This window comes from Floricoccus penangensis, assembly GCF_001832885.1.
In the GTDB taxonomy this organism is placed as follows: domain Bacteria; phylum Bacillota; class Bacilli; order Lactobacillales; family Streptococcaceae; genus Floricoccus; species Floricoccus penangensis.
In genome coordinates, this window is sequence record NZ_MKIQ01000031.1 from 120,574 (window position 1) to 144,313 (window position 23,740).

24 protein-coding genes are annotated in these 23,740 nt (G+C 33.3%); 5 read left to right on the forward strand and 19 right to left on the reverse strand.

Annotated elements, in window-relative coordinates:
* Positions 1-42: 42 nt before the first annotated feature.
* The 3 genes from tuf to BG262_RS10055 form a co-directional block, all read right to left on the reverse strand.
* On the reverse strand, positions 43-1,230 hold the full coding sequence (tuf, locus tag BG262_RS10045) for an elongation factor Tu (protein WP_070788769.1): 1,188 nt from the start codon (positions 1,228-1,230) through the stop codon (positions 43-45).
* A gap of 246 nt (positions 1,231-1,476) precedes the next feature.
* Positions 1,477-4,992 carry a YhgE/Pip domain-containing protein gene (locus BG262_RS10050; RefSeq protein ID WP_070788770.1) on the reverse strand — a complete coding sequence of 1,172 codons (3,516 nt, stop codon included), beginning with the start codon at positions 4,990-4,992 and terminating at the stop codon, positions 1,477-1,479.
* Complete coding sequence (locus BG262_RS10055; RefSeq protein WP_070788771.1) at positions 4,989-5,516, reverse strand: Rrf2 family transcriptional regulator; 528 nt, start codon at positions 5,514-5,516, stop codon at positions 4,989-4,991. Before BG262_RS10055 ends, BG262_RS10050 begins: the two co-directional genes overlap by 4 nt.
* A 257-nt stretch (positions 5,517-5,773) precedes the next feature.
* Here BG262_RS10055 and BG262_RS10060 point away from each other — a divergent pair, with 257 nt between their 5' ends.
* The gene (locus BG262_RS10060; protein ID WP_070788772.1) at positions 5,774-6,289 is read left to right on the forward strand and encodes a GNAT family N-acetyltransferase; all 516 of its coding nucleotides are present in this window, start codon (positions 5,774-5,776) and stop codon (positions 6,287-6,289) included.
* A gap of 38 nt (positions 6,290-6,327) precedes the next feature.
* On the opposite strand, the gene BG262_RS10065 is transcribed toward BG262_RS10060, so the two are convergent.
* Together BG262_RS10065 and proB are read right to left on the reverse strand one after the other, a co-directional pair.
* Positions 6,328-7,581 (reverse strand): glutamate-5-semialdehyde dehydrogenase, encoded by a 1,254-nt coding sequence (locus BG262_RS10065; protein WP_070788773.1) that lies wholly within the window; start codon positions 7,579-7,581, stop codon positions 6,328-6,330.
* Positions 7,574-8,395 (reverse strand): glutamate 5-kinase, encoded by an 822-nt coding sequence (gene proB / locus BG262_RS10070; protein WP_070788774.1) that lies wholly within the window; start codon positions 8,393-8,395, stop codon positions 7,574-7,576. Before proB ends, BG262_RS10065 begins: the two co-directional genes overlap by 8 nt.
* Before the next feature lie 208 nt (positions 8,396-8,603).
* On the opposite strand from proB, the gene BG262_RS10845 reads away from it, so the two are divergent.
* Both BG262_RS10845 and BG262_RS10850 read left to right on the forward strand, forming a co-directional pair.
* Positions 8,604-8,765, forward strand: coding sequence for a hypothetical protein (locus tag BG262_RS10845; RefSeq protein ID WP_173861969.1), 162 nt, complete (start codon positions 8,604-8,606; stop codon positions 8,763-8,765).
* 228 nt (positions 8,766-8,993) lie between these two features.
* Positions 8,994-9,149 carry a hypothetical protein gene (locus BG262_RS10850; protein WP_173861970.1) on the forward strand — a complete coding sequence of 52 codons (156 nt, stop codon included), beginning with the start codon at positions 8,994-8,996 and terminating at the stop codon, positions 9,147-9,149.
* A gap of 81 nt (positions 9,150-9,230) precedes the next feature.
* On the opposite strand, the gene BG262_RS10075 is transcribed toward BG262_RS10850, so the two are convergent.
* From BG262_RS10075 to BG262_RS10125, 12 genes are all read right to left on the reverse strand, one after another.
* Positions 9,231-9,848, reverse strand: coding sequence for a TIGR01906 family membrane protein (locus BG262_RS10075; protein ID WP_070788775.1), 618 nt, complete (start codon positions 9,846-9,848; stop codon positions 9,231-9,233).
* Positions 9,838-11,235, reverse strand: coding sequence for a nicotinate phosphoribosyltransferase (locus tag BG262_RS10080; RefSeq protein ID WP_070788776.1), 1,398 nt, complete (start codon positions 11,233-11,235; stop codon positions 9,838-9,840). Before BG262_RS10080 ends, BG262_RS10075 begins: the two co-directional genes overlap by 11 nt.
* 185 nt (positions 11,236-11,420) lie before the next feature.
* On the reverse strand, positions 11,421-12,185 hold the full coding sequence (locus BG262_RS10085; protein WP_070788777.1) for a TIGR01457 family HAD-type hydrolase: 765 nt from the start codon (positions 12,183-12,185) through the stop codon (positions 11,421-11,423).
* Positions 12,182-12,952, reverse strand: coding sequence for an acyl-[acyl-carrier-protein] thioesterase (locus BG262_RS10090; protein ID WP_083312979.1), 771 nt, complete (start codon positions 12,950-12,952; stop codon positions 12,182-12,184). Before BG262_RS10090 ends, BG262_RS10085 begins: the two co-directional genes overlap by 4 nt.
* Positions 12,953-13,042: 90 nt before the next feature.
* The gene (locus tag BG262_RS10095) at positions 13,043-13,816 is read right to left on the reverse strand and encodes a glycoside hydrolase family 25 protein (RefSeq protein ID WP_233278854.1); all 774 of its coding nucleotides are present in this window, start codon (positions 13,814-13,816) and stop codon (positions 13,043-13,045) included.
* A gap of 176 nt (positions 13,817-13,992) precedes the next feature.
* Complete coding sequence (hemW, locus tag BG262_RS10100) at positions 13,993-15,111, reverse strand: radical SAM family heme chaperone HemW (RefSeq protein WP_070788779.1); 1,119 nt, start codon at positions 15,109-15,111, stop codon at positions 13,993-13,995.
* A complete protein-coding gene (locus tag BG262_RS10105) occupies positions 15,099-16,043 on the reverse strand; it encodes a bifunctional riboflavin kinase/FAD synthetase (protein WP_070788780.1) in 945 nt (314 codons plus the stop codon). The genes hemW and BG262_RS10105 overlap by 13 nt, the downstream gene beginning before the upstream one ends.
* Before the next feature lie 10 nt (positions 16,044-16,053).
* Positions 16,054-16,971 (reverse strand): tRNA pseudouridine(55) synthase TruB, encoded by a 918-nt coding sequence (truB, locus tag BG262_RS10110; protein ID WP_070788781.1) that lies wholly within the window; start codon positions 16,969-16,971, stop codon positions 16,054-16,056.
* Entirely contained in the window at positions 16,968-17,240 is a 273-nt protein-coding gene (locus BG262_RS10115) for a DUF1905 domain-containing protein (RefSeq protein ID WP_070788782.1), read from the reverse strand. Before BG262_RS10115 ends, truB begins: the two co-directional genes overlap by 4 nt.
* Positions 17,233-19,557 (reverse strand): DNA helicase PcrA, encoded by a 2,325-nt coding sequence (gene pcrA, locus BG262_RS10120; RefSeq protein WP_070788783.1) that lies wholly within the window; start codon positions 19,555-19,557, stop codon positions 17,233-17,235. Before pcrA ends, BG262_RS10115 begins: the two co-directional genes overlap by 8 nt.
* Positions 19,558-19,672: 115 nt before the next feature.
* The gene (locus tag BG262_RS10980) at positions 19,673-19,807 is read right to left on the reverse strand and encodes a hypothetical protein (RefSeq protein WP_267887010.1); all 135 of its coding nucleotides are present in this window, start codon (positions 19,805-19,807) and stop codon (positions 19,673-19,675) included.
* 301 nt (positions 19,808-20,108) lie between these two features.
* Positions 20,109-20,558, reverse strand: a complete 450-nt coding sequence (locus BG262_RS10125) for a hypothetical protein (protein WP_143602687.1) — start codon at positions 20,556-20,558, stop codon at positions 20,109-20,111.
* A gap of 137 nt (positions 20,559-20,695) precedes the next feature.
* Between BG262_RS10125 and BG262_RS10130 the strand changes: the two genes are divergently transcribed.
* Complete coding sequence (locus BG262_RS10130; RefSeq protein WP_070788785.1) at positions 20,696-21,301, forward strand: MARVEL domain-containing protein; 606 nt, start codon at positions 20,696-20,698, stop codon at positions 21,299-21,301.
* A 222-nt stretch (positions 21,302-21,523) separates the two neighbouring features.
* Positions 21,524-22,210 carry a hypothetical protein gene (locus tag BG262_RS10135; RefSeq protein WP_070788786.1) on the forward strand — a complete coding sequence of 229 codons (687 nt, stop codon included), beginning with the start codon at positions 21,524-21,526 and terminating at the stop codon, positions 22,208-22,210.
* A 51-nt stretch (positions 22,211-22,261) separates the two neighbouring features.
* On the opposite strand, the gene BG262_RS10140 is transcribed toward BG262_RS10135, so the two are convergent.
* Both BG262_RS10140 and BG262_RS10145 read right to left on the reverse strand, forming a co-directional pair.
* Positions 22,262-22,960 (reverse strand): carbonic anhydrase family protein, encoded by a 699-nt coding sequence (locus BG262_RS10140; protein ID WP_070788787.1) that lies wholly within the window; start codon positions 22,958-22,960, stop codon positions 22,262-22,264.
* 130 nt (positions 22,961-23,090) lie between these two features.
* Positions 23,091-23,663 carry a dTDP-4-dehydrorhamnose 3,5-epimerase family protein gene (locus BG262_RS10145; protein WP_070788788.1) on the reverse strand — a complete coding sequence of 191 codons (573 nt, stop codon included), beginning with the start codon at positions 23,661-23,663 and terminating at the stop codon, positions 23,091-23,093.
* Between the last annotated feature and the right edge of the window lie 77 nt (positions 23,664-23,740).

A 23,740-nucleotide genomic window follows, 5' to 3' on the forward strand; every position in this document is an offset into this window, starting at 1 on the left:
TTGTCCGACCAACAGATACTATATCTTATTCAAAACTTAAAATTAAGCTTCGATTTCTGAAACGATACCAGAACCAACAGTACGTCCACCTTCACGGATAGAGAATGTAGTTCCTTGTTCGATAGCGATTGGGTGGATAAGTTCAACTTCGATAGTTACGTTATCCCCTGGCATTACCATTTCAGTTCCTTCAGGAAGTTTGATGCTACCAGTTACGTCAGTTGTACGGAAGTAGAACTGTGGACGGTAGTTATCGAAGAATGGAGTATGACGTCCACCTTCTTCTTTAGAAAGAACGTAGATTTCACCTTTAAACTTAGTATGAGGAGTGATTGAACCTGGTTTAGCAATAACTTGACCACGTTCGATATCGTCACGTTGTACACCACGTAGAAGTACACCAACGTTATCTCCAGCAAGACCTTCGTCAAGTTGTTTACGGAACATTTCAACACCAGTTACAACAGCTTTAGTGCTTTCTGGTTTAAGTCCGATGATTTCGATTTCATCATTAACACGGATAGTACCACGTTCGATACGTCCTGATGCTACAGTACCACGTCCAGTGATAGAGAATACATCTTCGACTGGTAATAGTAAAGGTTTGTCAGTATCACGTTCTGGAGTTGGGATATATTCGTCAACGATGTCCATAAGTTCTGAAACTTTTTCAACCCATTTGTCTTCGCCGTTAAGTGCTCCAAGAGCAGATCCAGCTACGATTGGAGTATCATCTCCTGGGAAATCGTATTCAGATAATAGATCACGAACTTCCATTTCAACCAATTCTAGTAATTCTTCATCGTCAACTAAGTCAACTTTGTTAAGGAATACTACTAGGTATTTAACACCTACTTGGCGTGAAAGAAGGATATGTTCACGAGTTTGTGGCATAGGTCCATCAGTTGCAGCTACTACAAGAATAGCTCCGTCCATTTGGGCAGCCCCAGTGATCATGTTTTTAACGTAGTCCGCGTGTCCTGGTGCGTCGATATGCGCATAGTGACGTTTATCAGTTTCATACTCGATGTGAGCAGTGTTGATAGTAATTCCGCGTTCGCGTTCTTCTGGTGCAGCATCGATTGAAGCAAAGTCAGTTGCTTCGATACCTTGTTTGTCAGCTAATACTTTAGAGATTGCCGCAGAAAGAGTAGTTTTACCGTGGTCAACGTGTCCGATTGTACCAATGTTAACGTGCGGTTTGCTGCGGTCATATTTTTCTTTTGCCATTTTTAAAAAAAGCCTCCTATGGTTTTTATAAAATATAATCAGATAGTTTGGGCATAACAACCTATCATTACTATACTATTATACTTAATTTTCGTGAGATTGCAAGCGTTTTGTAAGGGATTGTCTGCGTTTGCTTTTCTTTTACAAAAGGTTTTTATTTTCTAACTATTCAGTCTTTTTATGTAGTAAAACTTGATTGTAGTATAGAAAAAGTTAATCAGTTTTTACTGATTAACTTCTCTGTTTTTACCATAATGTATAGCTGCTTTGGTTACCATAGTTTTCATCCATCAACTTTTGATTATTATTAAGTTGCGAATATCCTGCCATACCTTTTTTGAACAAATGTTTCATTGACAAGTATAATAAACCAATTAATACTACTGCTGTTGCAAGTAATATAAAGAATGAACTTACAAACATGTGATTACCTAAACCACCTGAAATTGCTTGACGCAAACCATAGATTGAATATGTCATCGGTACGTACGGATGGATGACATTATAGAATTTACTAATGATTTCCATTGGGAATACACCACCGGCTGAGCCTAGTTGAAGAACTAGAAGAATCATAGCTATGAAACGTCCTGGGTTATCAAGAGTCATTGCTAGGAACATTACTAAGAACATGTAAGCCCATGACGTGATAAGTAACATTGCAAAGTATTCAAATTGGTTATCAACTTCAAGACCAATCATCTGCATTACGATACCAATGATTAATGCCATAGCTGTTGCAACCATACCACCTACTGCCACCTTACTTGAAAACCAGTTTGCAGCTGTCGCTTTCTTACGATTAGCAACCTTACGAATTGGATATGCAAAGTTAAATACTAGAGCACCCACGTAAAGTGAAACACTCATGAAGTATGGTGCCAAAGCATGTCCATAGTTTGGAACCTCACTGTATTTACTTTGAGTTGTTTTATCTGGTGAAGCAATCATATTTGCATTCTTGTCTGTAAGATTTACTTTTTTGATTGCTTGAGAACCAGTTTGAAGTTTACTTGATAATTGACCAGTTCCAGTTACTAGCTGACTAGTTCCACCAAGTAATTGGCTTACACCATTTGTCAATGCTGGAACATTTCCATTAAGTTCAGTAAGCCCATTTGCAAGTTTACTTGAACCGCTATTTAGATCTCCTGATTTGCTTTCAAGAGTTGAAGTACCATTAACAAGTTTATTACTTCCATCAACTAATTGTTGTGCTCCATTGGTAAGAGCAGGAATATTTCCACTTAATTGATTTAAGCCGCTTGATAATTTGTTTGAACCATCATTTAAATCTGAGGATTTTTCGTTTAGTTCACTTGTACCTTTAACTAGCTTATTACTGCCATCAACTAATTTTTGTGCTCCGTTTGTAAGAGAAGGAATATTTCCATTTAATTGATTTAAACCATTTGATAATTTATTTGAACCATCACTCAATTCTGAGGATTTTTTGTTTAATTGTTGCGTACCTGCTTGAAGTTGATTTACAGCTGATACAACTTGTTCTGAACCATTATTTAAATCTGAGGATTTTTCATTCACTTTATTTGCACCTGCTTGAAGTTGATTTACAGCTGATGAAACTTGTTCTGAACCATTATTTAAATCTGAGGATTTTTCATTTACTTTATTTGCGCCTGTTTGAAGTTCGTTTATAGCTGACACAACTTGTTTTGATCCATCATTTAATTCTGAGGATTTTTGCACTAGCTTATCAGCCCCCGCTCCTAGCTTTTCAATACCTTCTGCCATTTGAGAAAAATTATCATTTAATTTGCTCATTCCATCTGACAGTTGAACAGCACCAGGTGCTGCTTGAGTTTTAACTTTTACTAGTCCATCAACGGCACTTGTTAAAGCTGGTGTTGCAGTCTTAGATGCAATTGCTAATGCATTAGTTTTTTCTTTAAGTTCTGGGAGGGAAGATATTACATTTTTCATCCCTGAAAGGTCAATATTACTTATTGAAGAAATTTCACTCATTTTAGAAGCAATATTTCCAAGACTAGATTTTGCTTGATTTAATTCTGAATTTATTAAAGAATTAACTTGACTATTTGATGCATTGCTTGCTAATGCATTCCCAACTTGGGAAGTTTGTTCTGGTGTAAGTTCAATCCCGCTATTTTTCAATGCGTTAATAACTGCTGAAGTATTTGACTGAACATCTGATTCATTAGCCTTTGAAATACCATTTTGAATATTTTGAAGACTAGAACCAACCGTTTGTAGTTCTGATGCAACTGATTCTAAGCTTGACTTAAGATTTGCTATATTATCTAATGCTGAAGTATCAGTTCCTTCAAAAGATGACAATATCGAATTTACAGTGTCCAAATATGTATCAACATTCTGTAAATACGAATCTAATTGGCTTTGATTATCAACAACACTCTGCGGGATATCATTTAAGCTTTCTGCAAGTTTTTTTGAACCATCTTTAAGAGAAGATATACCTTTTTCAAATTCTGGTAATTTAGTATTTAATTGATTTAGACCAGTTGAAACTTGATCTACTCCTGCTGTGTATTGATTAAGTCCAGTGTATAAACTTGATACACCAGGACTTAATTGATTTAAACCAGTTGAAATTTGACCTACTCCTGCTGTGTATTGACTAAGTCCAGTATGTAAAATTGATATACCAGGACTTAATTGATTTAAACCATTTGAAACTTGACCGACTCCTCCAGTATATTGGTTAATTCCAGTATATAAACTTAATACACCAGGGCTTAATTGACTTAGACCTCCACTCACTTGACCAACACCTGCTGTATATTGTTCAACACCTGCATTTAATCTTGTAGCACCCGAATTTAAATCATTTACACCTGATGCCAAAGCTGGAACTTTACCACTTAATTGATTAATACCGTCATTAAGCTGATTTTGACCAGTCGCAACTTGTCCTACTCCTGCTGTATATTGTTGAATGCCTGAGTTTAGTTGACCTGCACCTGAGTCCAATTGACTTACACCTGATGCTAAAGCTGGAACTTTACCACTTAATTGATTAATTCCTTCATTAAGTTGATTTTGACCACTTGCTACTTGACTAACTCCTGCTGTATATTGTTGAATACCTGAGTTTAGTTGACCTGCACCTGAATCTAATTGATTAACACCTGATGCGAGTGTTGGTACTTTTTCATTTAATTGATTAACTCCATCGTTTACCTTATTTGTACCATCGTTAATCTTTTTAGCACCATCTGCTGCTTGACTCATACCATTTCCAACACCTTTAAGTGTTGAGAAAATTGCTTTGACATATGAATCACTGACACTTTCACCAACCTGCGCCTTCAATTGTGTCATTGCAGTATCACTTACTACTTCACCAAGGAAGTTAACCCCTGGGTTTGTTTCATATTTTAAATCTAGTTTTTGTGGATCTGGATCTAATACTGTTGCTGCATTCTCAGAAAAATTTTCTGGAATTGTAACTATCATGTAGTATTTACGATCTTTTAATCCATCTTTTGCATCTTTTGCTGAAACGAAATTCCAGTCAAGAGATTTATTACTCTTAAGGTTATTTACAACCTGATCACCCACATCAAGTTTCTTTCCTTGGAAATCAACTGATTTATCCTCATTCACTACCGCAACTGGTAGATTATCCATGTGACCGTATGGATCCCATATAGATTTCAGGAATACACCTGCGTACATGATTGGTAAGAGTGATATAACCACAACTGTTGCAAGAAGCAATTTGTTGGAGCGAATTTTCTTAAATTCTTCTTTAATCACGACTTATCTCCTCCTTTTAATAATCTTTTTACTAACAATTCATTTTTCGGAGCATATTCGTTCCAGTTAGTAGTTTTAAATGTTTGTCCGTCTAAAGATTCATTCACTAAATCTTGGATGGTTACGCCCGCAAGACTTGCACGCCACTTTTCATCTGCTTCTTTAAAAGCACGATGTAGTCCAACTTCTGCCTTGCTAATCTTGTCATCATCCGTTACATTTCCCAAAACTTTACCTATAAGACTGGTATTTGGAAAAGTATCAACTGGACCTTCAATCGCTTCGACAACATCAAGATATGAAATTTCTTCAGCTGGTCTAGCCAACATAAATCCACCTCTTTGCCCAGAAACAGAAAGAACAAGATTTGATACAACAAGCTTCCTTACAATTTTTTGAATGTAAGTTGCTGAAGCACCCAAATGCTTATGAATACTATATGAACCTAATGGTATATCTTTTGTTTGTGTCGTAAGCATCGCCATTACACATACACTTTGTTCAAAAGCCTTCGTTAATTGCATACGCACCTCCTTCTTTAGTAGATAATCTTTATCTGTTACGGATTTTAAATATCTATTATAGACATTTTTTATCCACGAAAATTATTATATATCTTAATAAATTTTTTATCAAGAGAAAAAGCTTAATATTTTTTCAGAAAATCACAGGAAAAACACTTTGATATTTTCACCAGATGATATGATCCATTTTATTAATTTTTCCTTATGTGGTATGATATAAGCAACAATTGACATGATTAGAAAGGAACAATATAAATATGAAAATAAGAGCACTCGAAAGGACTGACTTACCTAATATCCACAAAATTAATAATCATAGAGCTACGATGGCCTACTGGTTTGAGGAACCCTATGAATCACTAGATGAGTTGACAATACTCTACGATAAACATATTAGAGATTCGCATGAACGCCGTTTTGTCATTGAGTTAAATGACGAGTTTGTTGGTATTGTTGAATTGATGGATATTGACTATATTCACCGTAACTGTGAAATTCAGATTGTAATCATCACTAAATTCCGTGGTCAAGGTCTTGCGACTGAAGCCTTGAGAAAGGGAATTGAGTATGCTTTTCTAATGCTAAACATGCATAAAGTATACTTATATGTTGACGTTGATAATCTTCCCGCTGTACATATCTACAAAAAATGTGGCTTTATTATAGAAGGAACTATGAGAGATCAATTCTTTAGTAATGGTGAATATCATGATTCTTACTTCATGGGACTACTAAAGAATGAGTATGAAAAAATTGAAGAAAAACATGAATAACATTTAAAAAGGACTGGCTTAAACCAATCCTTTTTTTATTATTCTCTAATTTGACCTTCACCATAAATAATATATTTTGTGGAAGTTAATTCTTCAAGTCCCATTGGACCACGCGCATGTAACTTTTGAGTAGATATACCAATTTCGGCACCAAAACCAAAAACAAATCCATCAGTAAAGCGAGTAGAAGCATTTACATATACTGCAGCAGCATCCACTTCAGCTAAGAATTTTTGAGAAGCAAAATAATTATCTGTAACTATAGCTTCTGAATGCTTGGTATTGTATTTATTAATATGGTCAATTGCTTCTTCAATTGAAGATACAACCTTGACAGCTAATATATAGTCAAGATATTCAGTTGACCAATCATCTTCTTCTGCAGGAATTGCTGATTTTAAATACTTTATAGCTTGCTCATCTGCTCTTAATTGAACGTTTTTCTGGAGTAATAGTTCTTCTAATTGAGGTAAGAATTTTTCAGCGATGTCTGAGTGGACAAGAACTGTTTCTGCAGCATTGCATACCGAAGGACGTTGCGTTTTAGCATTATTTACGATATTCAAAGCCATATCAATTTGTGCATCTTTATCAACATAAACATGATTATTACCAGTACCAGTTTCAATAACAGGAACAGTTGCAGTTTCTTTAACACGTCTAATAAGACCTGCTCCTCCTCGAGGTATCAAAACATCCAAATAATCTGTTGCCTTCATCATTTGATTTGCAACTTCATGACTTGTATCATCGACAAACTGAATAGCATCTGGTGAATAACCTTCAACAACAAGGGTAGCACGTAAGACCTCAGTAAGGATCTTATTAGAATTGTAAGCATCTTTTCCGCCTCGAAGAATAACAGCATTCCCAGTTTTAAAACATAACGCCGCTGCATCAGTTGTTACATTAGGACGTGATTCATAGATAATTCCTATTACTCCTAGAGGAACACGTTGCTTTCCGATTAATAGGTTATCCTCATTACGCCACATCTTATCAACTTGACCAATTGGATCTAAAAGTCCCACAACCTGACGAATACCATCTGCCATAGCAGTAATACGTTCTTCAGTAAGTCTAAGTCTATCCCGCATAGTCTCACTAATACAATTAGACTCTGCTTGAGCCAAGTCTTTAGCATTTTCTACTAAAATTTCTTCAGAAACGACCTCAAGTGCTTCAGCCATTTTACCAAGTAAAAAATCTTTCGTCTTAGAATCAATTAAAGCAAGGTCGCGGGAAGCCTTTTTAGCCTTTGATCCTAAAATATCTATATAATTTTCAGTCATTGTCTATTCCTTCATTCACTTTTGAAAACAAAGTTCCTATTTCTTCACCAGCCACAATATCCAGAATTATTCTTGGATCACTTCCGTTAGCTAAAATCATTGATTGATTATTTTCTAAAATGAGCTTTGCAGCCTTTAATTTACTAGCCATACCACCCGTACCAAATCTAGAACCAGCAGCTCCTGCTCTTTCCATCAAGTCATCGTTAATTTCTTGAACCTGACGATAGAGTTTGGCATCTGGATTCTCAAGTGGATTTGCTGAATAAAAACCATCAATATCTGAAAGCATTATTAATAAATCAGCATCAGCAAGTCCTGCAACAATCGCAGATAGCTTATCATTATCACCAAATTTTGTCTGATGATCCATCTCTTCAACTGATACAGTATCATTTTCGTTTATAATTGGAATAATATCCATTTTTATAAGCTGTTCAATAGTATTAGTTACATTTTCACGGCTAACCGGATAGTCTATTATATCTCGAGTTAAAAGAACTTGCGCAGTCTCTTGATTGTAAGATGAAAATCTTTGAGAATAAATATTCATCAAGGTTGCTTGTCCAAGTGCAGCTATTGCCTGTTGCTCAGGAATTGAAGTTGGTCGTTTTTTTAGATTCAATTTATCAAGCCCAACTCCAATTGCCCCAGAAGTTACCAAAATTACTTCCTTACCTTCCTTTTGTAAGGCAGAAAGAGAAAATGCAAGTTGATCAATACTTGCCAAGTTCACACTTCCATTAGCATAAATTAAGGAGCTAGTTCCTATTTTAACTACAATTCTTTGAGATTTTTTTATTGATTGATTCATTAATATTTCTTCCTAAATGTATAATATATTTATTGTACCAAATTAATAGCTTTAAATAAATTCATACAAAAAAGAGTTGCTTTTTAAATGCATTTATTTCAAGATCAAGTTATTATTTGCCAGAAAATAGATTGAATGATATACTCGTGTTCATAGAGTCCTATGGACTATATATTTTAAAATCATATATTAAGAAAGGAGATTGTAAATGGCATTTTATGTAAATAATAATGAATTGAAATATCGAGTGACTCTTGATACTGATTTAAATATTTTCGTTGTCTTTGATAAAAATGATTCAAATAAGGTAGCAACTGGTACTACAATTGAGCAAGCTGTAGCTAAACTTAACAAAACTACACAATTATAGAAAGTGAGGCTACAATAATGACCGACTGTGATTCCAAGTAAGAAAGCATTTACCTAAGAAAATGGTAGATGCTTTTATTATTGTATTTTTAGCCTTTCCTGAAAATTTTCTGATATTATTCCTAATTATTTGCTAAAAAATCAATTGAGTGATATACTAAAGGGTGGAATTTCGTTATATTAATTGATGCCTTTCAAAGAAATATTATAAAGAAAGGAGAATGCAAATATGACATTCTATAAAAATAATAATGAGTTAGACTATCGTGTAATGCTCAATACTGACTTGAACCTTTTCATCGTTTTTGATAAAAATGATTCAAATCACGTAGCAACTGGTACTACTATTGAACAAGCCGTAGCTGAACTCAACAAAACTGCATAATTAGAAAGTGAGAACCCAATCATGGTCGATTGTGATTCGCAGTAAAAAAGCATTTACCCTAGAACAAGGTAGATGCTTTTATTATTGTCTTTTTTTGCTTTTTCTAAATCCTGATCTATAAACTAAATAGAAGAAAAGGAAATATAAAATAGCGAATATTATGAAACAATGCATAAAATATTCTTCTGGTAATACATTAATTATTGGATCCGTATTGGGATCAAACATCCAAGAATCATCTGAGAAAAATATTTTATGGAAATTTATAAAAATCATATCAAAACTTGTAAAGAAACCTACAAGAGCAATCATTATTGGTAAAGCTAAGAAAAAACGTAAAACGTTTCTATACATTAATGCTAAATTACGACGCATAAAGCTAATAAAAAACGGGAATCCAATTAGAGTTGTTCCAAAAGCAATTTGAAAAAGTCGTTTTACGTCAGCAAAATGTTTTGCACCAGGTTTTGATGTAGGAAAATCTGGCATATTCAACACTTTATCAAACGGATAGATTAAATAATGCATAAGTATGTTGAAATTATCTACAATCGTTTCTTTAGTTTGATTTGCATATTCAGGAATCTTCAAATAATCAATATCAAAATGAAATAGTGGAACAGAAAGTAAGACAGTCAAGCTTACAGCACTTCCTATAATAAATAAAATAGTAAAAATTAATGTAATCCTATTCTTCATCAAAACAAGCAGCCTCTGCTCTTCTAATTATGTTTTCAAAATCATCAGGATAATAACTACCATCTTCATAGATAGTACGTAAGATATTTTCCCCTTCATCATCAATACTAACAGTTTTTAAACTACCTTCTTCAAGAATAACTTTGAATTTACCTGCTTTTGAGGTTTTACTTGCATCAGTCTTTGGTTTCTTTTGGATATTAAAACCAGTCCCATCTTCTCTTTCACCATAAGATGCTTTCAGAGCAAAACGTTCTGTATCACGAGTAAATCCTTCTTGGAGAAGACCCCCACCTGAACCAACTACTATATTATCAGCTGACCACCCGAGGTCTGTTAACTTCTGATAAAGCTCTTTGATGCTTTCTCGCTTCATGCCATCACCCTGAATTACACCGACATTACTGTTTAGAACCTTATAGCCTTTTTCGTTTTCTTTATAACCAAATATCTTTCCTAATTCTTCTATAACTTGAAGTGGTGTATCAATAGGATTTCCAGAATCAGGGCGAAAAACGACACGACCAGGGCGAGCGATAATTTTGCTCTTTATTTCGTCAGATCCCACTACATCTTTAATAAAGGCAAATGTGTCATAAGAATCAATAACGATTGAAATTGCAGTATTTTCATCAGAACGATCTAACTGGGCGTTTAGATATTCAAACTCTCCTTGTTCAGGTCCATAAGATGTGGCTACTGAATGTTCTGTTGCCCAAACACTTTGTCCACGACCACTATAATCATATATGCGCTCAATAGCAAGATCTGCAGCCATATTATCTGTCCCTTGGAAGTTGACTAGATGAGCAGCACCACCACGTTCTCCTGCTTGTAAACTTGTTACACCACGTAATCCAAAATCATTAACTGCCCAAGGAAGATTTGTAATATTCCCAGTATTTTTAAAGAACGGTACTAAATCTTTTTTTATGAAAAAATCATTTGTTGCAATGGTCGTTGGATACCATACATGCATCAGCATTGTCTCCAAAGCGTTTAATGTAGTAGCAAACCATGGCTCAGTGGATTCCAATGTAAATAATACAGTTCCAGTTGGAACTAATGTTCCTTCAGGAATCGTCGTAATCTTTACAGGCCAATAACCTAAATCACGGACTTTTTCCCACACTGGACGGTTGAAGTATTCTTTTGTCCCAAAAGTCAACTCAGCTATTTTTTCAGCTTCATCAATCATCTCATCAGTTATTGGTTCTAGAAAATGATCGTGGATTACCATTTGTAAACCAAAGAAAATTGTTTGGTCGAAAACTCCACCCTTTCGAGCTTCACCGTATGAATAAAGCTTAGTTAAGCCTTCAGGATACTCTTTCCAATGAGTAAGTTTGTATGCATCAGTATTTAAAATTGGATTTTGATAAGTCATAGTGCCAACTTTCTATTTTCTATTATCTATTTTTTGATACACCCATTTTATCATATGTTATAAAACTTACAAAATATAGACTACAAAAAGGAAATCATATGATCTCCTTTTTAAGTATACTATTATCGAAAATACTATGGAATAGATAGATGAGCTAGTCATAATATGTTGATGAGCTCTTTTTACTAGAATTTCCAATCATCCAAAGAATCAATTACATATGTCGGTGCAACTGGTAGGTTAGGTACATCTTCTTTTTGTGTAAATCCAGTCAAAACAAGCAGACTATCTATCCCGTTTTCAATTCCAGCATTAATATCAGTTAAGTAGTTATCCCCAACCATTATTAGATCTTTCTTGTCAAAGCCAAGTTTATCCACTGCCTTGTCCATAATTACAGCTTCTGGTTTACCAATTATTACTGGTTCAACCCTTGTTGCTACTTCAATAAGTTTAATTATTGAACCAGCTCCAGGTAGTAGCCCACGCTCAGTTGGAATGTTCAAGTCGGGATTTGTTCCAATAAAAGTTGCACCAGATTGAACCGCAAGAGTTGCAACCGTCAATTTATCATAAGTTAAATCATTATCAAGGCCCACAACTACATATGATGGATTTTCTTCTGTTTCAATATATCCTGCACCATAAACTGCATCTTTAAGACCCTGCTCACCAATAACATATGCTGATTTTTCACGTCCTAATTCATTCATATAGTCGACAGTAGCAAGGCTTGCAGTATAGATAGTTTCAACCGGAGTATCAATATCAAACATTGAAGTTAATCTATGTTGAACATGCTCAGGTGTCTTAGTAGTATTATTTGTAACAAATAAATATGGAATATTATTTTCTTGCAGGCGTTTAACAAAACGAGTACCTGCTTCTATTTTATTTTCTCCTAGATAGATAGTACCATCTAAATCTAGTAAGTAACCTTTATATTTCATTTATTTCTCTTCCTCCAAATAATTTCAGCTTGTGCATTTTTCTCACTACCTGTATAAATTTCGTGATAAGTAGTTAAATTCTCTACTAAAACTTTACTTTCAACCTGACTACCATAATGAATTTCTTTTATATATTTAAAGTACATTGTCGTTGGTTCATAATCTGTTAAAAATTGATCATCAAGTACATCAACTAGCCAATCAAAATACTTTGTATTATTTACATGACCATTGATGTCTAAATCATAGAATCTTACAGAATATTGATGTTCTATTGTATAGTCTTCAAGTCTTTTATATTTATTTCCACGGACAAGTTTATTTAATTTTTCTGAATGATAAGGAGCGACAATTTCATCAGTAATATTTTCGATTTTTCTCTCTTGTAAATTCATAAGTGACCAAGTTGAAGATATTTTAACTAATTCTTGTCCATCCTGATCATAATAAACAAAATCACGATAGGTAAAAAATTTATTATAAGATGTAGCTTCAGTAACAATTTTTAGTTTTTCTTCATAAACAGGTAAGCGAGTAATTTCGAATTTATATTCAAGTACCACCCATGCACATCCATAAGTATCAATTAAATATTTATCACTTCTACCAACTACACTACTTTGTTCACCAGAAACTTCCAATGCAACACTCATCAAATTTGGTAACTTCATATTACTGTTAACATCTGCGTCAAAATAGCTAACAGTATAATCTTTTGAATATTTTAATCCCATAGTCATCTCTCTTTCTTGTGTTAATTTTATCATAAAAAATTAAAGACTTCCTCTATCAATTATCATTGAATTTTTTCAAATAAAATTTTAGTTAACAAAAAAAGAGCCTAAGCTCTTGGAATTCTATTTATAAGTAAATATCTTTTCATAGTCTTCTCTACTAGTCGCAATATTAAAATCCAATTGGTTAGGATAACCATTAAGTTTACCTTGCGAAGTATATTGATGCAGTTCATAATGTTTATCCGTTTCTGGCCTAGAGTCAAGAAATCCTGTATCTCCACCATAATGTGCAAACCATATTGCATTAAATTTATCAACATTTATTTGAAAAGCTGATAAAAACCAATCTTGAGTATAAATACCAATATTTTCTACTCCTAGACTTTCAAGCTCATCTCTAAATGCCTCAACCCCTGCATTCATATCGTTCATAGTCTCTTCTTCAACATCAACCCACCAATAAGTTGGAGTATAATCTTTTGCTCTATCATAAAAGTCGCGAGCTTCCTTACGCATCTCTTTTTCGCTTCGACCATTTGCATAAGCATACACTGCAACAGGGACATTCCTACTTTGAAATTCTTCAATATGTTTCTTGTAAGATTTATCTTCACCTGACGAAGTTGAAGCAGCATTATTTTTAACAGATCCACCACCATGTTGAACCCTTATTATAGCTCCAACAATTTGATTACTTATCTGATCATAGTCCATTTCTTGAGGAAGTTGCCAGCCAGATATATCTATTATCGGAGCCTGGATATTTACCTCTTTAAAATTTACATTATTAAGTTGTCTATTCTGTATGTTTTGGTTAATCGAATCATTAGCAGAACCTTCAAAAATACTTGTGAAACCAGTTTTTTCATACAAACTAGACAAAAAAACTAACACAATAACTCCAAAAGACATCATGAAAATAGTTTTTAGTTTTAGTTTATTTCTCATATAATTTATATTTTTTTCTTTTCAAAAATTTCAATTCTATCTATACAATTTAATATATAAAAGAAAGATATTTAATTCTATCATAAATAAGTTAGTGTGTCATCATCATCTAGATGCACATACTAATCAAGTAGAAAACTTTCAAACACTTCATTTCCCAAAAGAAAACCTTTTTTAGTCATATTAATGACTCCATTTTGAATTTCAATAAGTTCTTGGGAGATTAATTTTTTCACTTCTTTTCCAAAAAGTTTTTCAAAATCTTCTTCAAATTTTGCTTCGAAATCAGAAATATTTACTCCTGATTTTTTTCGCAAGCCAAGAAACATTTCTTCTTCCATATGAGCTTTCTTGTCTAAAACTTCTTCTGAAACTACCTTATTTTGATGGGCTAAGTAATGATGGACTGGGCCAAAATTTTTATAACGTGTACTATCAATAAATCCACTTGCACCAGCCCCAATACCATAATATTCTTCGTTGTTCCAGTAAACTAAATTATGTTTACTTTCAAAACCAGGCCTTGAAAAATTAGATACTTCGTAGTGTTCATAGCCTTCGAGTTCTAAATTATCAATTATATATTGATACATTTCAGCATCAGTATCTTCATTTGGTAAATTAAGTTTCCCACGTCTCATACGATTCATAAAAATTGTATGATTTTCTAAAATTAAACTATAGAGTGCTACATGTGGAAGATCCAAAGAAAGAACCTTTCTTAAATCCTCTTTAACTTGATCAAAGGTTTGACCAGGTAAAGCATAGATTAAATCAATAGAAATATTTTCAAAACCATGATTTTTTAAAAGCTCAATATTATGATAAACATCTTCACTAGTATGGCTACGACCAATCTTCTTCAAAAGCTTGTCATCAAAAGTTTGGACACCCAGAGAAACTCTATTTACAGGACTATTTTCAAGGACTGAGATTTTTTCCTCATCCAAGTCACCAGGATTTGCTTCAATAGTAAATTCTTCTAACTTCGATAAATCTAAATTTCTTGTAAGTCCTGCAAGTAATTTTTCAAGCTGCTGACTATTTAAGGCAGTTGGAGTTCCACCACCAATATATAAAGTACGTAATTCTCCAATGTTGTAAGAATCAAACTCAGTTATTAAAGAGTCAATATACTCGTCAACTGGCTGATTTTTTATGAATACTTTTGAAAAGTCACAATAATAGCAAATTTGAGTACAAAAAGGAATATGAACATAGGCGCTTTTTACTTGACCCATGTTCTTGCCTTTTCTTCATCATCTTTTAATTGATCAACTAACATTTCAATGCTATCAAATTTAACCATATCTCTTATTCGATCAAGCCAGATAAGTTCTAATTTTTCACCATATATGTCGCCTGAAAAATCTAAAATATTAACTTCTAAACGTAATTCTGTGCCGTCAAAAGTTACATTTTTACCAACACTTGCCATTCCACGATATGTTTTTTCGTCATAGTTTACATCAACTACGTAGACACCGTCATCTGGTAAATGAACATTATCGGTTAAGACAAGATTAGCAGTTGGAAATCCTAATGTCCTACCACGCGCATCTCCGTGAACTACAATTCCTTCAATCATAAAATTATAGCCTAATAATTTATTGGCCAATTTTATATTTCCCTTATCAATAGCATCACGAATTCTTGAAGAAGAAATTTTATCAGTTAATTCTTCATTTTCCCCATCTTCTAAAGGTTCTCTAACTGCTGGCACTGTTACCACTTTTCCAGAGAAATTTTTTCTTAAATACTCTGCTCCCATACGTTCATTACCAAATGTATAGTCAAACCCTGTAACTACAACCTTTGCTCCAAGATCTTCAATGTAATTACGAATAAAATCATCAGCTTTAGTATGAGCAAATTTTGAAGTAAAGTCTGTTAAATATAAACAATCAACACCATACTCTTCAAATTTCTTTAATCTATCCTCAGTTGTTGATAAATGTTTTAATAAATCAGGCTTAAATTTAGTGAATGCTAATTTAGGACTTTCTGGAAATGTAAGAACTGAAATCTTCAAATTTAATATTTGAGATAATTTTTTTGCCTCATCAAAAAGAGCCTTATGCCCTCTATGAAGACCATCAAAATATCCCAAAACTAAAATTGTATCTTCTGTTTTTTTTACATCATATATTGTATCTATTTTTATAACTTCCACTATATTGCTCCTAATTTTCTATAAGTACTTTTTTAGGCTTATAGGATTCTTTTTTTGTTGGATGTGGCATATAAATTGCCACTAATTTGTCTTGATAAAATGTTGCTAAAAGCTCTTGTGTTTCCAAAGCCTGACTTGGAATTTCTGACACTTCTAAAAACTTCCCTACTTTTACTCGTTCAAATTGTTCATCACTTAAATCAAGTCGAACCATATCTGCTACACCATATTCCATCGGCATGAGGATTTCATCAATTCTTCCCTCGTCCTTAAAATTGGCTACTTCAGATAATTTATGTGCTTGCTCAATTTGCAGTCCGGCACTGGCTGATCTTTTTAAGCTAGACATGTGTCCGGCATAAGATAATTTGGCAGCGAGGTCAACAGCTAAAGTACGAACATATGTACCCTTGCTACAAGCAACACGGAAGTCAAATCTAGCAAGGTTATCTTCATAGGTAATCGGACTTGTTCTTTCAAAGTCATAGATTGTAACTTCTCTTTGAGGTCTTTCGACTTCTTGCCCAGCTCTAGCATACTCATAAAGCTTTCGCCCGTTAACCTTAACTGCTGAGTACATAGGAGGAATCTGAATTATTGGACCCACAAACTCTTGCATGGTAGCATCAACAAGCTTTTCGTCAAGTTTTTTAGTTACTGGAGTTTTCTCAACGATTTCACCAGAAGCATCCTCAGTTTCAGTCGTGAATCCAAGAGTAACCTGGCCTTCATAAACCTTACCAGCCTCTGTCATAAATTCAAGAACTTTGGTAGCTTTTCCAACTGCGATAGGCAAAACACCCTCTACATCTGGATCAAGCGTCCCACCATGTCCGATTTTTTTCGTACCAAGAATTCGTCTTAGCTTAAAAACACAATCGTGCGAAGTCATCCCAGCTTCCTTATAAAGATTTATGATTCCATTCATTTGATTCTTTCCTTTAATTCAATATTCACTGTATCACCATAGATCTTATTAATAGACTTTCTGATTTCCTTTCGAACACCTAAGATGTGGCATTCTGTTTTCATTCTTACTAACTGACCATGATAGCTAAAACCATTAATTAATACATCTACTAATACTCTTTTCTTACCAAAAAGAGCCTCAACATCAAAAGGAATTTCAATATAAGCAGCATCCATATCTGGATTCTTTAGAAGTTTTGCCTGAAATTTTATCTTCTGACTAGTCATCCGTTTTCTTCTCAATTGGTGCCATCTGTGCTAAAAGTCGTTTCATACCAACTTCTGGGAAAGATATTTTAAGCTCCATTGCCCTTCCTTCACCTTTAACGTCAAGGACTGTACCTACACCCCATTTTTTATGAACTGCTTTATCACCAATATCCCATGAAGTTCCACTAGATTGGTTGCTATTATCTTGCTTAAGCGGTCTGGTTCTAGCACTTGCAGATGCGCCCCTTCTTGCTTGATTTTGAGCATTACGTGAATTACCATTATTCATCATTTGTGATAATGACATTCCTTGACCACTTCCAAATTTATTAGAAAGTGATGACGAATCTCTATAAGTAGCATTAAATGCAGTTCCGCTACCAGCAGGTCTTGCTTGTCCAGTATAAGTTAATAAATCTGAACTTATTTCATTCAAGAAACGACTAGGACGATTATAGCTTGATTTACCATACATAGTACGACTTGATGCATTAGTCAGATATAAGACTTCCTCTGCACGAGTAATTCCAACATAGGCAAGACGACGTTCCTCTTCAAGTTCATCTGGCTCCTCAGTTGCTCGGTTAAGTGGGAAAATCCCTTCTTCAAGACCAATTACAAAGACAACTGGAAATTCCAAACCTTTTGCAGCATGAAGGGTCATCAGAGTAACCTGTGACTGCTCTTCCTCATAATCGTCTGTGTCAGCAATCAATGAAAGATCATTTAAGAAACGGCTTAAGCGTTCAAGTCCAGTTTCACCCTCAATCTTGTCTGCTTTCTCATCAAAATTTTGCGTAACAGTATAAAATTCTTCAATATTCTCAATACGCGCCTGACTCTCGAGGTTATTTTGCATAACAAGAGCATCCATGTAACCCGTCTTTTTCAAAACTTCCTTAGTTAAGTCCGTAATTGTGTAGTTATCCATATTGTCAGCCAAGTTAGACAAGAGCATGCTTAGGTCAAAAATAGCTTGCGCTGCCTTCCCTTTAATTCCACTCAAAGTGACTTCACGTCCTGCTTCTAAAAGTGAGTAGTCATAAGCTAATGCAAAATCTCTTAGTTTTTCAACAGTTCCTGGACCAACTCCACGTTTTGGTTCATTGACTATTCTTTCAAAACTCATATTATCACGCTCATTAGCAATTACATTTAGATATGAAATTACATCACGAATTTCTTTACGACTGTAGAATTTTGTTCCACCAACCATAGTGTAAGGAATATTTGATTTGAGGAATGCTTCCTCAATATTACGGCTTTGAGCATTTGTACGATATAAAACTGCAAAATCACTATAAGTCCTATTATTTTGGCTAATCTCAGAATTTATCATTCCAGCAACAAAAAGAGCTTCATCTCTTTCATCATTTGCACGATTATAAATAATCTTTTCACCTTCATCGCGACTTGTCCAAAGTTTTTTATCACGACGATTTATATTGTTTTTAATTACATCATTAGCTGCAGCTAAAATATTTTTAGAAGAACGATAATTTTCTTCTAGTAGAACTACCTTAGCATCAGGATAATCATCTTCAAAATCTAAAATGTTCTGCATATCAGCACCACGCCAACCATAAATTGATTGGTCAGCATCCCCAACAACACAGATATTTCTAAAACGAGCAGCTAAGGTCTTAACTAACTGATACTGCGCGTGGTTTGTATCTTGATACTCATCCACGTGAATGTACTGGTAACGACTTTGATAATATGTAAGTACCTCTTGATTATCAAATAATCTTAAAGTGTTCATAATCAAATCATCAAAGTCCATTGATTCACTTCTTTTTAACTCTTTATCATACTCAAGATAGCACTTAGCAACTACCTCTTGGTACATATTTCCTGCTTTATTTGCGTATGCTTCTGCAGTTAGTAAATCATTTTTAGCATTTGAAATTGTTGAAAGAATAGCTTTAGCATCCCATTTTTTAGGATCTAAATTCATTGCTTTCAAAATTCTTTTCATTAGTGTTCTTTGTTCACCAGGATCTACAATTGTAAAATTACGATTATAACCGATTTGGTCAGCATCACGACGTAATATTCTCACACACATACTGTGAAATGTTGCAATTAAAGAATCTTGAGCTCTTGGGGTTAGCGCAACTGCACGTTCCCTCATTTCTCTTGCTGCTTTATTGGTAAACGTTATGGCCAATATATTCCATGGATTAACCATCTTCTCTTCTATCAAGTAGGCAATACGGTGAGTCAAGACGCGTGTCTTCCCCGAACCTGCTCCTGCCATTATTAAAAGCGGACCTTCAGTCGTTACAACTGCCTCAGCCTGCTTGTCATTCATCTTATCTAGTAAAGGATTCATTCTTATCTCCTCGTAAAAAAATCTTCCTCCATTATACCAAAAAAACACTTGATTTTCTCATCAAGCGTTTCTCTTCTTTTAAAGTAATTTCCTCATTACAACAAATAACAACATCTTATTTTTTCTTAAATGCTAAATAAAGAATTATCAAGAGTAAAATAAATCCCATTGCCAAAACAATCGGCATATTATTTCTAACAAATATCGCTGTATCGGTATCAGTTCTCCCTACAATACTCCTTGAATTCATAAGATCCCCCAATCAGATTTCTAAATTCTTCCCATATATACAATATCATATTTAAAAGTAAAATTTTACTGATTATCACAAAAGGTAAAAAAATATCATGAAAGGCTTAGCTTAATAAATAACTGTTGTAGCTAAACAATACTAGTTAATATTATTTTATAAATTAGAAGATATACAAATGCTAACTTCTGATTTATATTAAAGAATATCTATTAATGTTTAATAGCCATTATCTATCTTTGAATCTCATGTTATTTAACTCTTGATTGTATTTTCCTTTATTCATAATTTAATATACTTTCTAAAGTATCTGCTCAGATTTACAGTATTGACATTTAGTATATTGCCCACGTATACCAGAAATTTGTGCTCCACAGCTTACACATTTTGTTACAACTTTATTATCGTTTTTTGATTTAATAAAGTTAGTAATCTCCTCAATCCATTTTTTTCGGTGGTATCCACTGTCAAAACTAAACATTAAATTTCTATTTTTAAAATCAATTTCTAAGTATTTAAGATTATATTTTTCAACTTCAAAAATTTGAACATTTCCATCAATTATTTTTATATCATCGAGTAAAAAATAATCAACTTTTTTGGTGTCTCCCAAAAAGCCTTTGCTGATATAAATTATATTTTTATTAGTAAAAATCACTTCATCAGTTGCAAGTGCCATCGGTAAAGCCGGAGTAATATTACTCTCTTTTAAAATAATATATTCATCGTCCTGTAAATTTACTTTTGCCATGTCCATACCAATCCATTCTATAATTCATTACTTATAATTATATATTATTTACTTTAGTATTTATATAAAAATTATTTATTGAACAATTATACACTACACTATATAATATTATAAGAAAAAGAAAATTAGGAGAATTCATGGAAAAGCCACTACCAAAAATAATTATTGCAGCATTGATTGTAATTTTTATTGCTAACTATTCAGATACACTTACTGTTATAATATTTCTAATTTCGGTATTGTTATTTATATATGGATTAGTGATGTTATTCATTTATCTTTATCAAAAAAGACAAAATGTTAGATTACCTTCTATAATTTTGATTATTTCTTTTGCATTATTTGTAGTAAGTTTATCTTCTGGAGTAATTCATTCATCTGAAGATTCACCTTATATTCAACAAATAATTAAAGGTAAGAATAAAAAAACTGAAGAAGAAAATAAAACTTACAAATCTGATGGTTATGAGAAAGTCCCTAATACATTTCTAATGAAAAAAGAGGATGTTGAAAAAGAGCTAACCGACCTTGGACTTAAAGTTCGATTCTTTGATGCTAACTTGCAAAATGAAGCTGACAAAAAACGAATATTAATTCCTGAAGATACATGTAACAAAGCAGAAACAGATAATACAAGATATTTCTCGGAGAAAGATACTCCGGATGGTGAATCTGGTTACTATGCAAAAAAAGGCGCAACAATTATCATTGGCTACGCTACTAAAGATTACGATGGTAGATAGAATAAGGAATAAGGAAAAAGCAATGCAATTAACTAATCCTAACTCTATTCTTTAAAATAAATATCTCTTCCGATGATAAATCAAGAGTAATATTGTCTTTTTTCAAAATAACATACTCACAAAATAACATACTCATAAGTACATATTATATAAAAATTATATATTGAACTATTATATACTACAATATATAATGTAATAAGAAGAATAAAAATAGGAGAAGTTATGGAAAAACCTTTACTAAAAATAAGTTTAGCTCTATTAGTTGTAATTTTTATCGCTAATTACTCAGAGTTTTTTAATGATTCAATTAAATTAATATCCTACTTTGTATTCGCAACTGCAATAATTTTATTTATTCTTAACTATTTTACGTTGAGTGAGAATTTTAGGCTACCTATGATGGTACTAATTTCATCATTTGCACTATTTATAATAAGTACATCAACAGAACGATTTCATAAATCCGATAATTCTCTATACATTGAACAAAAAATTAAAGGTGAGAAACCGCAGGATAGTAAGCAAGACAATAAGCCGGAAATTAAGCAAGACAATCAAAAGAAGAAGAAAATATTTAAAAAAAAATATAAATCAGATGATTACGTAAAGCTTCCTGATACCTCTTTATTGCCAAAAGAGGAGGTAGAAAAAAAACTGACTGATCTTGGATTTAAAGTTCAATTTTTTGATGCTAATTTACAATACGAGGCAACGCGTAGAGGAATGCTAATACCTAAAGGAACATGTAAGGAAATAACATATGGATATGCTTCTGATGGTTCTGCAGTAATTAAACTGTACTCTAGTGATAATGAGTGTAGAGATGGTAGGACGGGTTTATATGCTGAAGAAGGGGCAACAATTACTGTTGGGTATGCAACTAGAGATTACGATGGTAGATATAAATAGGAAAAAGCATTGGGATTAACTAATCCTAATGCTTTTTCTTTCAAATGAATCTCATTTATAATAAATATCTCTATTTTTTCTATCTTGAAGAGGACGATTATTATTGGGTAATATTTCTTCTGAAAACTGATTTATAAATTTTCTAGACATCTTACCAATTTTATCAAATACAAACCAATTTATCGGACCAGATGTTGGTGGTGTTGTAAGTGACCCAAGATAATGGAAGAAGCTACTATCAGTTGGTAAAAACATACTTGGATTAAAAAATTCTTCATGATTTTCAAAATCCCATATATTTTCTGGATTATTTTCATCAATCCAATTCAATTCATCACTTACATTATATAATGCACCAAGAACTAAATTTTCTTGGTGATTATCTGTATGCACTAAATGAACTTCCAAATCATATGTATCACCGTTTATTTCATGCTCACAAGGTAGATGAAAATGGATATCAGTTAAATAATATTTTTCTCCTTTGAAAACAACATAGCTTTCAGTATTATAAGGAACAAAATGAATTGTATTTTTAAACTCTTTCTCAGTAAATCTCTCTCTCAAATGATGGATTGATAACTCTTCCTCTATCGGAAGGCTATCACAGTCCTTTACATTTAGAGAAATTGGAGACTGATATGGATACTTCGCACCTTCTGAATACCATTCGCATAGGTTATGCCAATTCTCAGGACCCAGATCACCTGTGTAGTTCCACTCTACATCCATATTTCTTTTTATAGTCATAATAATGCTCCTATTCTATACTTTTAGATAGTATAGCAAAAACTTTAATTTTCAATCAGTCTAACGCTTAAATATAGTGTTTATACAAATATATCTGTATCAAAAAAAGTAGGAAAGTCCTACTTTTTTATCATTGTTTTAGAAAGTCTTCAAATGTTGGGGCTGACATATCTTTTTCAGAAATCTGTTCAAGATCTTTAATATCAATATCAATTGGCCACTTAATTCCTAATTTAGGATCTAGCGGTGTCAGAGCCACTCCTGACATTCCTGGAGCCCATTCATTATCAAAGAAATAAAGATATTCAGTATCATCAGTCAGCGCCTGGAACCCATTACATACTCCTTGTGGTACAAACACTTGCACTCCTGGCATAAGTTCAACAGTGACCACATTCCCAAAAGTACTGCTATCTCTTCTTGTGTCAACATAAACACCAAAAGCTGCACCATATGCTACAGTAACAAGTTTTGACATGGCTTCTCCATGGAGACCACGAACAGCTCCACGTTTTGTACGTGTCAAATTAATTTGCTTCCATGAACAACTTGATTCCAAATTAATTGAAGAATAGGCACTTTCCCTATATAACTCACGTACAGTTCCTCTATTGTCTGTTACTCTTTTTGTATTAATTATTTTCAAGTCTTTAATCTTTGATTCTGATGCCTTAAAAGGTTCTATATGTAACCCTGCTTTCATGATAACCCCCTAAATTTGTATTTGTGTTATTAAAATTCACTAATGTTATTTTGCAAGCCTTAATAACTATCTACTTC